Source organism: Delftia sp. WSY_10 (assembly GCF_043104705.1).
Classification (GTDB): Bacteria; Pseudomonadota; Gammaproteobacteria; order Burkholderiales; family Burkholderiaceae_C; genus Comamonas; species Comamonas tsuruhatensis.
The window spans coordinates 75,503-87,655 of the sequence record NZ_JBICKY010000035.1; the positions used below are offsets into that span (position 1 = coordinate 75,503).

A 12,153-nucleotide genomic window follows, 5' to 3' on the forward strand; every position below is an offset into this window, starting at 1 on the left:
GCAAATCAGTGCGCGGCACCGCCAACCTGCGCGCCGGGCTTGACGCGCTCCAGCAGCGCCAGCATCTGCGCCTCGATGCGCGACAGCGCCTCCTGGGTCTGGCCCTCGAAGCGCAGCACCAGCACGGGCGTGGTGTTGCTGGCGCGGATCAGGCCGAAGCCGTCGGCCCAGTCCACGCGCAGGCCGTCGATGGTGCTGACCTGGGCCGGTGCGGCAAAGGTCTCGGCGGCCAGGGCCTGCAGTTCGGCGGCCAGGCGATGGGGCTCGCCCTCGGCGCAGGCCACATTCAGTTCCGGGGTGGAAAAGCTGGTGGGCAGCGCGTTTAGCAAGGCGCTGGGGTCGGCCTCGCGGCTGACGATCTCCAGCAGGCGGCAGCCCGCGTAGGTGCCGTCATCGAAGCCATACCAGCGCTCCTTGAAGAAGATGTGGCCGCTCATCTCGCCGCCCAGCGGCGCGTCCAGTTCCTTCATGCGGGCCTTGACCAGGGAGTGCCCGGTCTTGAACATCACGGGCTCGCCCCCGGCCTCGCGGATGGCGGGCGCCAGGCGCTGCGTGCATTTCACGTCGTAGACGATGCTGCCGCCCGGCACGCGCGAGAGCACGTCCTTGGCGAACAGCATCATCTGGCGGTCGGGGAAGATGTTCTGGCCGTCCTTGGTGACGATGCCCAGGCGGTCGCCGTCACCATCGAAGGCCAGGCCCAGTTCGGCGTCCGAGGTGCGCAGCGCCTCGAGCACGTCGCGCAGGTTCTCGGGCTTGCTGGGATCGGGATGGTGGTTGGGGAATTCACCGTCCACTTCGGAGAACAGCTCGATCACCTCGCAGCCCAGGGCCCGGAAGATGCCGGGCGCCGAGGCCCCGGCCACGCCGTTGCCGCAGTCCACCACGATCTTGATGGGGCGCGCCAGCTTCACATCACCCACGATGCGCGCCTGGTAGTCGGCCTGCACATCGGCGCGGCGCACGCTGCCGGTGCCCGTGATCGTCCAGTCATCGCTTTCGACGCGGCGGCGCAGCGCCTGGACCTCCTCGCCGTAGATGGCTCGGCCGGCCAGCACCATCTTGAAACCGTTGTAGTCCTTGGGATTGTGGCTGCCCGTGACCTGGATGCCCGAGCGCGCCAGCGTGCTGGCTGCGTAGTACAGCATGGGCGTGGTGGCCAGGCCGATGTCGATCACCTCGATGCCGACCTCGGTCAGCCCGGCGATCAGCGCCGCGGACAGCGAGGGTCCCGACAGACGGCCATCGCGTCCCACGGCCACCACGGTCTCGCCGGCCGCCAGGGCCGCCATGCCGAAGGCGCGGCCCACGCCGAGCGCGACCTCCTCGTTGAGCGTGGACGGCACGATGCCGCGGATGTCATAGGCTTTGAAGATGGAAGATGCGACCTGCACGTCGAAAACGCTTTCTCGTCGGTTGAAAACAGGGCGCCGCAGCCTGGGGACCTGGCCCGGCTGCGGCCCAAGGCGCGATTGTAGGCGCGGCAGGCTTGTAGGCGCGGCAGGCAGGGGCGCCGGCGCACATCACCCCGGCTCCAAGCGGTTGCGGCGCGTGCCCTGCCTCACAGCTGCTGCTGCACCTGGGCCAGCGCGGCCGGATCTTCCATGGTGCTGAGGTCGCCAGGGTCGCGCCCCTCGGCCACGGCCTGCATGGCACGGCGCAGCAGCTTGCCGCTGCGCGTCTTGGGCAACGCACTGACGAAGACCACGCGCGAGGGCCGGGCCACGGCTCCCAGGCGCGCATCGACCAGCTTCATCACGTCGGCCTCCAGCGCCGCGCGCTCGGCCTCGCCTTCCAGCGCCGTGCGCGGCACGGCAAAGGCCAGCGCCGCCTGGCCCTTGAGCGCATCGGCCACGCCGACCACGGCGACTTCGGCCACCTGGGGGTGGGCGGAGATGCATTCCTCGATCTCGCGCGTGCCAAGGCGGTGGCCGGCCACGTTGATCACGTCGTCGGTACGGCCCAGGATGAAGAAGTAGCCGTCCTCGTCGCGTATGCCCCAGTCGAAGGTGCTGTAGATCATGCGGCCCGGAATGCTCTTCCAGTAGGTGTTGACGAAGCGCTGGTCGTCTCGCCAGACGGTCTGCATGCAGCCCGGCGGCAGCGGTCCCTCGATGGCCAGCACGCCCTTTTGCCCGGCGCCGCGCAGCTCCTCGCCCGTGGCCTCGTCGATCAGCTTGACGTCATAGCCATAGACGGCCTTGCCCGGGCTGCCGAAGCGCGTGGTCTGCTGCTCCACGCCGTTACACAGCGTGAGGATGGGCCAGCCGGTCTCGGTCTGCCAGTAGTTATCGATGATGGGCTTGCCCAGGGCCTGGCTGATCCACTGCGCCGTGGGCTCGTCCAGCGGCTCGCCGGCCAGCCACAGCGCCTTGAGGCTGGAGATATCGTGGCGGTGCAGGTACTCGGCATCGTGCTTCTTGAGCACGCGGATGGCCGTGGGCGCCGAGAACATGTGGGTGACCCGGTACTTCTCCACGATGCTCCACCAGATGCCCGCGTCGGGGCGTATGGGCAGGCCCTCGTAGAGCACGGTGGCCATGCCCGCGATCAGGGGCCCATAGATGATGTAGCTGTGCCCCACGACCCAGCCGATGTCGCTGGTGCAGAAAAAGGTCTGGCCCGCCTCGGCCCCGAAGATCAGCGGCATGCTGGCGGCCAGCGCCACCGTGTAGCCGCCCGTGTCGCGCTGCACGCCCTTGGGGCGCCCCGTGGTGCCGCTGGTGTAGAGCGTGTAGCTGGGGTCGGTGGATTCCACCCAGGTGCAGGCGACCTGGGCGTCGGCGTGCAGCGCACGCAGGCTGGTCCAGTCGTGGTCGCGGCCGGCGCGCATGGGCGCAGGCGCCAGGCCACGGTCCACGATGAGCACGGCCGCTGGCTTGTGGCTGGCCAGTTGCAGGGCCTCGTCCAGCAAAGGCTTGTAGGCCACGACGCGCCCGCCGCGCGAGCCCGCGTCGGCACTGATGATGACCTTGGGCTCGGCATCGTCGATGCGCGAGGCCAGCGCCGCCGACGCAAAGCCGCCGAACACCACCGAATGGATGGCACCCAGCCGCGCACAGGCCAGCATGGCAAAGGCCGCCTCGGCAATCATGGGCATGTAGATCTGGACGCGGTCGCCCTTTTGCACGCCCAGCGACTGCAGCACGGCGGCCATGCGCTGCACCTCGGCATGCAGTTCGCGGTAGGTATAGACCTTCTCAGTGCCGGTCTCGGTGGAGATGGCGATCAGCGCATTCTGGTCGGCGCGCTCGGCCAGGTGCCGGTCCACGGCGTTGTGGCAAAGATTGGTCTGGCCGCCCACGAACCACCTGGCGAACGGCGGGTTGTCATAGTCGCAGATGCGCTGGGGCGGCACATGCCAGTCGATGCGGCCGGCCTGCTCGGCCCAGAAGGCATCGCGCTCCTGGATGGAGCGGCGGTGGAAATCGTCGAAACGCGGGGCCATTGTCTGTCTCCTGTCGTTGTCATGGATTGGCGGCTTCTGAATTCATAATTATTCATAATGCGCTTGCCCAAAGCTGACAAATCCTGCACAGCGCCCCGGGCCGGCCCCCTCCGTCCCATTCGTCTTTCATGGCCCCGCCTTGCGACGGGCGTAAAAAAAGGCGCCGTGCAGGCGCCTCGACGGAAAACCATCGCTTCAGCCGCTTACTTGACCAGGGCCAGCAGATCCTTGAAGGCCGGGTGCTCGCAGCTGCGCAGCCACTCGAAGGCCACCATCTCCGTGGTCACCAGTTCGGCACCCGCGCCGGCCAGGCGATCGAAGGCAGCATCGCGGTTGCGCTCGGTGCGCGAGCTGCAGGCATCGGTGACGACCCAGACGTCGAACTCGTCTTCCAGCAGTTCCAGCGCCGTCTGCAGCAAGCAGACATGGGCTTCGCAGCCGGCAATCACCACCATGCTGCGCTCGGGCGCCTGCTGCTGGGGCTTTTGCAGGTGCTTGGGCAGGCTGCGCGCATTGCCGCCCTGGGGACGTGCCGGCGGACGCAGCCACTCGCCCAGTCCTTCGGACACGGCGCTGAAATGCATCTTGGACAGTGTCCTGTCGCACAGCGCGCGCAGTTGGGCATCGTTGGCACCCAGGCGCGAGGGGTTCTGTTCGGTGCCGAACACCGGCACTTCCACCAGATGCGCCAGACGAGCCAGTTTCACGGCATTGGCCAGGACTGCCGGGCCCTCGAAGATGGCCGGCATCAGGCGCTCCTGGTAATCGACGAGTACAAGCTGGGAGTCGGAGGCTTCAAGCAGCATGGCGGATCTTTCTTGGAATACGAGGCGGCGCGGGCCGCCCTTCTTATCGGAAAACAGGACAGCCCGCTATTGTCGCAGCTTGGGGGCCATCACCGCCGGGCACCGGCGATTCCTGAGGTGGCTCAAAAACCCGGGCCTTCGGGGGTCTTATCGAATTTGTCCTACGTTTTTGCGTGGTAATCTCGCGCCCCATGTCCCGATGGCTTATCGCACTCCTGTTCGTCAGCGCCACTGCACACGCGGCTCCGCCCGAGTTGCGTGACGACGATATGAACCAGCTGCTGGTCAACCGCAGCCTCATCTCACAGCTGCGCGAAGCCCGCCACCACATGGCGGAGCGCACTTCCGACTTCGTCAAGGAAGCACGACAAAGCGTCGCCGAAAAGACCTCCGACCTGGTCGTGACCGCCATGGGCTTCATCGGCGTTCCCTACCGTCGCGGCGGCAACAGTGCCGAGACCGGCTTCGACTGCAGCGGCTTTGTCCGTGCCATCTACTCCGAGACCCTGGGCAAGGTCCTGCCGCGTCGCGCTGACCAGCAGGCACAGGCCACGGAAAAAATCGACAAGAACGAACTCAAGCCCGGCGATCTGGTGTTCTTCAACACCATGCGCCGCGCCTTCAGCCACGTCGGCATCTATGTCGGCGACGGCAACTTCATTCATGCCCCCCGCACCGGTGCACAGGTGCGCGTGGAAAGCATGCAAAGCGCCTACTGGGCCCGCCGCTTCGATGGCGCCCGTCGCGTGCAGGACTCCGACGGCCTGGGCCTGGATGCCAGCAAGGCTGCCTTGGCCATGCAGATGCAGGCAAGCCAGCTGCAGTAACCACGGCGGGCTGTCTGCCCTCCCCCAGTCCAGGCGCCTGCAGATGCAGGCGTTTTGTTTTTCAGGGCACTGCACTGCCTTCGTCCCAGGTTGAGACGCTGTCCGACAGGGCCGGCATGCGCCGGGCCCTAGAGTCGCGGCATGGAAGCTTCAGTTCGGAGAAAAGCATGATGTCCTTGATTGGCACCCTCATCGTTGGCCTGGTCGTTGGCCTGCTGGCGCGCGCACTCAAACCCGGCGACGACAGCCTTGGCTGGATCATGACCATCCTGCTTGGTGTGGCAGGATCGTTTCTTGCCAGCTATGTCGGTGTCGCCATGGGCTGGTATGAAGCCGGGCAGCCCGCTGGCTGGATCGCCTCCATCGTTGGCGCCATCGTCATCCTCTTCATCTACAGCCTGGTGCGCAGCAAGAGCGCACGCTGACCGCACCGGCGCCAGCCGCCTCCTCCGGCTGGCGCATTCTCCTGATCGACATCTGCCCCGGACCCACTGGCACGCATGATCTTTCGCACATCGGACAAGACCCCTCCCCCTCCACCACCGCGCCACGATGTGGCGCAGGCCGCAGAGAGCGCGCGCAAGCTGCTGCACCGGCGTGCGCTGGTGGGAGCCGCAGCCAGCAGCCTGCCGATCCCGGGGCTGGACTGGCTGGTTGACGCAGCCCTGCTGGCGCGCCTGCTGCCGCGCATCAACCGTGAGTTCGGCCTCACGCCCGAACAGCTGGACAGGCTGGACCCCGGCAAGCGCGAGCAGGTGCAAAAGGCCGTGGCCATGGTCGGCTCGGTACTGATCGGCAAGCTGATCACGCGCGACATGGTGGTGCGCCTGGCACGCGCTGCCGGCATGCGCATGACGGCAACCCAAGCGGCAAAGTACGTGCCGCTGGCCGGCCAGGCTGCAGCGGCCGCCCTGGGCTACGCCACGCTGCGCTACCTGGGAGAGCGCCACATCCAGGACTGCATTCGTGTGGTCGAGCAGGCGGAGCTCGACATTCCCTCGCATCTGCCCACGCAGCTGGAACGCACGGCCCGCAAGGTCGAGCAGACCGGCAAGCAATTGCATGAGCACGGCAAAGGCAAGGGCGAGGGCGAGCCCGGGGCCGAGCCATCCGGCAAGCGCCCGCGCTTTTGGCGCCAGCCGGACCGCGGCCCCTGGGGCCGCTCCCAGTAAATGGCGATCAGCCCAGGTCCGAGGCGCGGTGGCGCTCCGGCACCTGGGTGGCCTCGTCTCCCCAGGTGCGATTGACGCGGCGGCCGCGCACCACCGCCGGCCGTTGGGCAATCTCGCGGGCCCAGCGCATCACATGCGTGTACTCATGGGCTGCCAGGAACTCGGCCGCGCCGTACACCTCGTTGAGCACCAGTGCGCCATACCAGGGCCAGATGGCGATGTCGGCAATGCTGTAGTGCTCTCCCGCAATGAAGGCGTGCTCGGCCAGCTGGCGATTGAGCACGTCCAGCTGGCGCTTGGTTTCCATGGTGAACCGGTTGATCGGGTACTCGAATTTTTCGGGAGCATAGGCATAGAAATGACCGAAGCCGCCGCCCAGGTAAGGCGCCGATCCCATCTGCCAGAACAGCCAGTTCAGCGTCTCGGTGCGTGCAGCGGGCTCGGCAGGCAGCAGCGCGCCAAACTTCTCGGCCAGGTACAGCAGGATGGAGCCCGACTCGAACACGCGCACCGGCGGCTCCACGCTGCGGTCCACCAGCGCGGGAATCTTGGAATTGGGGTTGACCTCGACAAAGCCGCTGGAGAACTGGTCGCCATCGCTGATGCGGATCAGCCAGGCGTCGTACTCGGCGCCGCCATGGCCCAGCGCCAGCAGCTCCTCCAGCATGATGGTGACCTTCACGCCGTTGGGCGTGGCCAGCGAATACAGCTGCAGAGGCTGCTGCCCCACCGGCAGTGTCTTGTCGTGGGTCGGCCCGGCGACCGGGCGGTTGATGTTGGCGAAGGTGCCGCCCGAGGGCGCAGGCTGCCATACGGCGGGCGGGACATAGGTGGAGCGGTCGGACATGCAGGATTCCTGTGGTTCGCGGGCATGGGAAAGGCGCCCGGCTGAAGGCCATTGTCCAGCCCCTGACACACTCCTGCCGCCGCGCGCAGAACGCCGCCACGGCGTCCGGGGATTTGCCACAATCGTTGCATGACTGCAGCCCCCACACCCTCCGCCCGCCAGTTCTGGCTCATGAAGAACGAGCCCGACGAATACTCCATAGACCACGCGCTGGCCGCGCCGCAGGCCACCATTGCCTGGGACGGGGTGCGCAACTACCAGGCGCGCAACTTCATGCGTGATGCCATGCAGGTCGGCGACGGGGTGCTGTACTGGCATTCCAGCTGTGCCGAGCCCGGCATCTACGGCATCGCCCGCATTGCCGGCAATCTGCGCACCGACGCCTCGCAGTTCGACCCGGCCAGCCCGTACTACGACCCCAAGTCTTCTCCCGACAAGCCGCGCTGGCTCACGCTGGACGTGCAGGCGCTGCGCAAGACACGCACGCTGCAGATTGCCGAGCTGCGCGCGCATCCTGAACTGGCGCAGATGCGTGTGCTGCAAAAGGGCAATCGGCTGTCGATCACGCCGGTCACGCCCGAGGAATGGAGCTTCATCGAAGGCCTGCTCAGGCGCGGCTGAACACGCCTCGCACGAGCTGCTTTCTTACAAGCAAGAAGCCTCTTTCCTGCACTCCTGCCCTGCATCGGCCGCTATGCTTTTGGGCATTTGCGAACCTGGATTTCGCAAGCTGGAGGGACCATCTTCGTGCGCTGGCGAAAATCAAAAGCAAAAACAACCACTGGACCACTCAAGAGCGGCATGGCCGCGGCGCCAGGCCGCCTGCGGCTGGCGCTGCGCGATGCCATCGCCGCCTCGCTGGGCGCCATGCTGGCCTGGGAACTGTCCCACTACCTGCTGGGCCACCCCAGACCCGTCTTTGCCGCCGTCACCGCCCTGGTCTGCCTGGCGCCCGGCCTGCCCAGCCATCTCAAGCAAACCTGGGGCCTGGTGCTGGGCTGCGCCATCGGCATCATCGTCGGCGAACTGGCCTGGCTGCTGCCCGACACCATTCCCCTGCTGCGGCTGAGCCTGGCCTCGCTGGTCGCGCTGTCGCTGGCCGCCATGCTGGGGCAGCCGCCTGTGGTTCCGATACAGGCCGGCGTTTCCGTGGTGCTGGTCCTCAGCATGGGGCCCAGCGCGGCGGGCGAAACCCGGCTGGTCGACGTGCTGGTCGGCGCAGGCGTGGGCCTGATGTTCAGCCAGGTCATCTTCACGGCCAATCCGCTGCGTGCCGTATCACGTTCGGCAAGCGCGTTGCTGGGCCAGCTGGCCGACGGGCTGGACGCCACGCTGCGTGCCACCGCCACCCACGACACACCCGACGCCACCGTGGCACTGGGCCAGCTCACGCGCAGCAGCGATGCGCTGAGCGCGCTGCGCACCGCCATGGCGGAGGCGCAAAGCGCCAGCCGCTGGTCCGTGCGCGGACGCCTGGGTGGCGCGGCACTGCAGACCGTCACGGCGCGCTACGACCGCCATGCCGTGCGCCTGTACGCCAGCGCGCTGCTGCTGGGCGAAAGCCTGGTGCGCGGAATGTCGCATGACAGCGGCCTCATGCCGCGCGCCATCGTCCTGCACTGTGAATGGCTGATCGAAGCCTGCCGGCAACTGGCCGCCAATGGCAACGTGGTGGCCCTGCAGCCCGACGACGCCCTGGCCAGGTTGGCCGCCTCGGCCCCCCAGGCGCCCACCCAACCGCTGCCTGAGGCCTGGCTGCCCGCGCTGGACCACGCACGACAGATGGAAGAGGCCCTGAAGGCGCTCACAGGTTCGCGCGACGCGTGATCAGGCGGCAGCGCGTTCGCGCTGCCTTGCAGGCGCCGCGCTGATGCGCGCAATGGCTCCGGCCAGCCACCAGCCGATGGCGCACATGGCCGCCGTCACCACCCAGGTCCACTGCCATCCGCCCGCCTGCACTGCCACGGCCGCCACCAGAGGCGGCCCTGCAAACTGGCCCACGCTGGACCATTGCTGCATGAAGCCCACCGTGGTCGAAACAGTGGACTCATCGGGGGCAAGCCGCACGGCCATGGAAAACAGCGTGCCCGGAATCAGTCCCCCCGCTGCCGAGAACACAACTACCGCAGCAAAGCGCAGCCACAAAGGTGCCAACGGCTGGCCTTGCCATTGCACATAGGCCAGCAGCGCGCACAACGCCATGCAGCCGAAGCCCAGGCGCAGCGCCCGCGATGCGCTCCAGCCGCCTTGCAGCAGACGGCCCGATGCCACATTGCCCACCATGTTGGCCAGCGCCACCACGGCCGTCAGCGTGCCCGACAACGCCGCTCCCAGGCCCGCCTCGGCATAGACCGTGGGAAGAAAGCCGATGACGGCCATCCACTGTCCCGAATACACGGCAAAGCCCAGCGCCACGCACCAGGGGCCAGGGCTGCGCAAAGTCAGCGCCAGGCGCGGACGCCACCCCCCACCAGCCGCCGACGAGCCAACGGGTGCCTTCGGGCCGTCTGCCGGCACGCCGTACCACACGGCGGCGCAAGCCAGGGCAGAGACCAGCCCCAGAAGCAGCCACCACAGCGGCCAGGAAGCCCAGGCCATCACCCAGGGACCCAGCAGCAAGCCGATGGCACTGCCCAGCGGCATGTAGGTGCCCCACCAGCCCATGCGCGCGCTCAGATCGTGCGGCGCCACGCAGCGGCGAATCAGGCCTGGCCCGGGCATGGCGACCAGCAGAAAGCCCAGTCCTTCCACGGCGCGCAGGGCCAGCAACGGTGCAAAACCCGTGGCGATGGCGCCCAGTGCGCTGGCACCCGCCATCAACAGCAGGCCCGCCAGCATGCTGCGCCGCAGTCCCCAGCGGTCAGCCCCCAGGCCCACCACCAGGCCCAGCAGCATGCCGGCCACCTGCACGGTGGAAAGCAGAAAGCCGGCCTGCAGCAGGGACACGCCCAGCTGCTGCTGCAGCACCGGCACGGCCGGCGGCAGCTTGCCTACATGCAGGGCCGCGCTGACGCCGGCCATCACGACGATCCATGAGGGATGCACCCCCTGCCTTGTTGTTTCCATTGGATGCGGTTTCCTGGGGGCACATGCCGTGCGCCCTGTGGGTGATGTGTGAAGTATCGAAAGCATAGGCCAAGCGGCGCCCGCAAGCAGCGCCCCTGGCATCTGCCCACCAACCGGCTTGCGGCAGCGGGCATCGGCAGCGCATTCGACATAGCCCGTGGCACTGGAACGCCCAGGTGAGGCGCTCCAGCTGCGCGGCCAGGCATTTCCGCTGCCCCAGAAACAGCTTGGCCTGCGAGGCACCCCATGGCACCTCGCAGGCCTTGCATGCCGGGCAGAGGCCGCATGCGCTGCGGCCTTTCGCCCGTCCTCCCCCACCGATTCCTGTCAGGCCTTCATGGCATCACAGCCTCAGCTTGGCACTGGCCAGCAACACACCGAAGCCCACCAACATGCCGCCAAAGGCCCGGTCTATCCAGTGCCGTACGGCCAGCAGCCGGGCACGAACCCGCTGCGCAGAGAAGCACAGCGCCACGATGCAAAACCAACCCACATGGGCCAGCGAGATGAACCCGCCGTACGCCAGTTGCGTGGCCAGCGATGTGTCCTGCCCCACGATCTGCAGGAACAGGCTCACCACAAACACCGTGGTCTTGGGATTGAGCGCATTCGTCAGAAAGCCCGTGCGCAGCGCCGCCATGTCGGACAGTACGGCAGCCGGGTGGCTGGCCATTTCTCCGTCCGGCCGGCTGCGCAGCATGGTCACGCCCAGATAGATCAGATAGGCTGCACCCAGCAGCTTGACCACATCGAACAGCCAGGTGGCCTGCTGCATCAGCAACCCCACCCCAAGCAAGGTATAGCTGACATGGACCAGCACGCCCAGACCTATGCCCAGCGCCGTGAGCATGCCCGCGCGGCGCGAGCGCAGCAGGCTGTTGCGCGTGACCATGGCGAAATCCGCCCCGGGGCTGATCACGGCCAGCAAGGTAATGGTGACTACAGCTATCCATTCGGTCATGCATTCTCCGTTCGACTCAGTGCAACGCGGGATAGTATTGGCCTTCCATGAAAATACATAACGATGTTTTCTGACACAGTTAGTGAACTCAATTCACAGACTCCCAGCAAGCGGCTGCCGTCGTTGCAGGCCCTGCGCTGCTTCGAAGCAGCCGCCCGACGGGAGAACTTCAGCAAGGCGGCTGAAGAGTTGCATCTGACCCACGGCGCCATCAGCCGGGCCGTGCGCCTGCTGGAAGACGATCTGGGCGTGACCCTGTTTGACCGCCGCAGCCGCCGCGTCTTCCTGACCGACGCTGGGCGCCATCTCGCACAGGCCGTGCATGAAGGCCTGGAGCGCATGCGCCAGGCGACGCAGGAGTTGCGCGCACGCGCGCGGCATGCGCGCCGCTGGGTGCTGTCCTGCGAACCCACCTTGCTGATGCGCTGGCTGATTCCACGCTGGCCACAGTTCCAGCAAATGCATCCCGAGCTGCAACTGCACCTGGTGGCCGGCGGCGGCCCGTTCTCGTTTGCGGACGGGATCGACCTGGCCATACGGCGCGACGATTTCGCCCTGCCCGCAGGCTGCCATGCCGAAACGCTGTTCGCAGAGCGCATAGGCCCGGTCTGCCGGCCAGATCGCCTGGCGCAATGGTGCGACCGCCCCGCGCAAGAGCACACGCCCAGGCTGCGCGCCGATGCGCCCTTGCTGCAAAGCCGCACGCGCCCTGGCGCCTGGGCCACCTGGGCCGAGTGCAGCGGCCAGCCCCAGCCCTCGGGACCGCAGCTGCAGTTCGAACATTTCTATTTCACGCTCCAGGCTGCCGTGGCCGGAATGGGCGTGGCCATAGGCCCCTGGCAGCTGGTGCGCGACGACATTGCCAGCGGCGTGCTGGCAGCGCCCATGGGCTTTGTGGAGGATGGATCGCGCTATTGCCTGCTGTCCCCTGCCCCGCCTGCACCGAATGGCGTGCACGCGCAGTTGCTGCAGTGGCTGCGCTCCCAGGCCTGAGCCGGCCTGCGGCCCGTACTCCCCCCAAAGCAC

General features: G+C 67.3%; 12 protein-coding genes. 6 read left to right on the top strand and 6 right to left on the bottom strand.

Features of this window, described 5'->3' with window-relative positions; all coding sequences use genetic code 11:
- Nucleotides 1-5: 5 nt before the first annotated feature.
- The 3 genes from ACF8ML_RS16060 to ACF8ML_RS16070 all read right to left on the bottom strand — a co-directional run bounded on the left by ACF8ML_RS16060 (nucleotide 6) and on the right by ACF8ML_RS16070 (nucleotide 4,254).
- Nucleotides 6-1,394, bottom strand: a complete 1,389-nt coding sequence (locus tag ACF8ML_RS16060) for a phosphomannomutase/phosphoglucomutase (RefSeq protein WP_392407397.1) — start codon at nucleotides 1,392-1,394, stop codon at nucleotides 6-8.
- Between the two features lie 167 nt (nucleotides 1,395-1,561).
- Entirely contained in the window at nucleotides 1,562-3,448 is a 1,887-nt protein-coding gene (locus tag ACF8ML_RS16065) for a propionate--CoA ligase (RefSeq protein ID WP_392407398.1), read from the bottom strand.
- Between the two features lie 203 nt (nucleotides 3,449-3,651).
- Nucleotides 3,652-4,254: an isochorismatase family protein gene (locus ACF8ML_RS16070; protein ID WP_016447096.1), complete on the bottom strand. Its 603-nt coding sequence runs from the start codon at nucleotides 4,252-4,254 to the stop codon at nucleotides 3,652-3,654.
- Between the two features lie 191 nt (nucleotides 4,255-4,445).
- Here ACF8ML_RS16070 and ACF8ML_RS16075 point away from each other — a divergent pair, with 191 nt between their 5' ends.
- From ACF8ML_RS16075 to ACF8ML_RS16085, 3 genes are all read left to right on the top strand, one after another.
- Nucleotides 4,446-5,081 (top strand): C40 family peptidase, encoded by a 636-nt coding sequence (locus ACF8ML_RS16075; RefSeq protein ID WP_016447097.1) that lies wholly within the window; start codon nucleotides 4,446-4,448, stop codon nucleotides 5,079-5,081.
- A 167-nt stretch (nucleotides 5,082-5,248) separates the two neighbouring features.
- Nucleotides 5,249-5,506 (top strand): GlsB/YeaQ/YmgE family stress response membrane protein, encoded by a 258-nt coding sequence (locus tag ACF8ML_RS16080; RefSeq protein ID WP_012205794.1) that lies wholly within the window; start codon nucleotides 5,249-5,251, stop codon nucleotides 5,504-5,506.
- A gap of 75 nt (nucleotides 5,507-5,581) precedes the next feature.
- Nucleotides 5,582-6,253 carry a hypothetical protein gene (locus tag ACF8ML_RS16085; RefSeq protein ID WP_213757825.1) on the top strand — a complete coding sequence of 224 codons (672 nt, stop codon included), beginning with the start codon at nucleotides 5,582-5,584 and terminating at the stop codon, nucleotides 6,251-6,253.
- Nucleotides 6,254-6,260: 7 nt separating this feature from the next.
- Here the strand turns inward: ACF8ML_RS16085 and yghU are convergent, their stop codons facing one another.
- A complete protein-coding gene (gene yghU, locus ACF8ML_RS16090) occupies nucleotides 6,261-7,100 on the bottom strand; it encodes a glutathione-dependent disulfide-bond oxidoreductase (RefSeq protein WP_016447099.1) in 840 nt (279 codons plus the stop codon).
- Nucleotides 7,101-7,229: 129 nt separating this feature from the next.
- Between yghU and ACF8ML_RS16095 the strand changes: the two genes are divergently transcribed.
- Entirely contained in the window at nucleotides 7,230-7,721 is a 492-nt protein-coding gene (locus ACF8ML_RS16095; protein ID WP_203400928.1) for an EVE domain-containing protein, read from the top strand.
- Between the two features lie 180 nt (nucleotides 7,722-7,901).
- The gene (locus ACF8ML_RS16100) at nucleotides 7,902-8,927 is read left to right on the top strand and encodes an aromatic acid exporter family protein (RefSeq protein WP_016447101.1); all 1,026 of its coding nucleotides are present in this window, start codon (nucleotides 7,902-7,904) and stop codon (nucleotides 8,925-8,927) included.
- On the opposite strand, the gene ACF8ML_RS16105 is transcribed toward ACF8ML_RS16100, so the two are convergent.
- Nucleotides 8,928-10,166 (bottom strand): CynX/NimT family MFS transporter, encoded by a 1,239-nt coding sequence (locus ACF8ML_RS16105; protein WP_392407399.1) that lies wholly within the window; start codon nucleotides 10,164-10,166, stop codon nucleotides 8,928-8,930.
- Nucleotides 10,167-10,509: 343 nt separating this feature from the next.
- Nucleotides 10,510-11,127, bottom strand: a complete 618-nt coding sequence (locus ACF8ML_RS16110; RefSeq protein WP_047327341.1) for a LysE family translocator — start codon at nucleotides 11,125-11,127, stop codon at nucleotides 10,510-10,512.
- Between the two features lie 63 nt (nucleotides 11,128-11,190).
- Here ACF8ML_RS16110 and ACF8ML_RS16115 point away from each other — a divergent pair, with 63 nt between their 5' ends.
- Entirely contained in the window at nucleotides 11,191-12,120 is a 930-nt protein-coding gene (locus tag ACF8ML_RS16115) for a LysR family transcriptional regulator (protein WP_016447104.1), read from the top strand.
- Nucleotides 12,121-12,153: the final 33 nt, after the last annotated feature.

What these genes read in the sequence shown, in the direction of transcription:
- ACF8ML_RS16065 (WP_392407398.1), bottom strand. Translation starts at nt 3,448, where the DNA reads ATGGCCCCGCGTTTCGACGATTTCCACCGCCGCTCCATCCAGGAGCGC.
- ACF8ML_RS16070 (WP_016447096.1), bottom strand. Translation starts at nt 4,254, where the DNA reads ATGCTGCTTGAAGCCTCCGACTCCCAGCTTGTACTCGTCGATTACCAG.
- ACF8ML_RS16075 (WP_016447097.1), top strand. Translation starts at nt 4,446, where the DNA reads ATGTCCCGATGGCTTATCGCACTCCTGTTCGTCAGCGCCACTGCACAC.
- ACF8ML_RS16080 (WP_012205794.1), top strand. Translation starts at nt 5,249, where the DNA reads ATGATGTCCTTGATTGGCACCCTCATCGTTGGCCTGGTCGTTGGCCTG.
- ACF8ML_RS16085 (WP_213757825.1), top strand. Translation starts at nt 5,582, where the DNA reads ATGATCTTTCGCACATCGGACAAGACCCCTCCCCCTCCACCACCGCGC.
- yghU (WP_016447099.1), bottom strand. Translation starts at nt 7,100, where the DNA reads ATGTCCGACCGCTCCACCTATGTCCCGCCCGCCGTATGGCAGCCTGCG.
- ACF8ML_RS16095 (WP_203400928.1), top strand. Translation starts at nt 7,230, where the DNA reads ATGACTGCAGCCCCCACACCCTCCGCCCGCCAGTTCTGGCTCATGAAG.
- ACF8ML_RS16100 (WP_016447101.1), top strand. Translation starts at nt 7,902, where the DNA reads ATGGCCGCGGCGCCAGGCCGCCTGCGGCTGGCGCTGCGCGATGCCATC.
- ACF8ML_RS16105 (WP_392407399.1), bottom strand. Translation starts at nt 10,166, where the DNA reads ATGGAAACAACAAGGCAGGGGGTGCATCCCTCATGGATCGTCGTGATG.
- ACF8ML_RS16110 (WP_047327341.1), bottom strand. Translation starts at nt 11,127, where the DNA reads ATGACCGAATGGATAGCTGTAGTCACCATTACCTTGCTGGCCGTGATC.
- ACF8ML_RS16115 (WP_016447104.1), top strand. Translation starts at nt 11,191, where the DNA reads ATGTTTTCTGACACAGTTAGTGAACTCAATTCACAGACTCCCAGCAAG.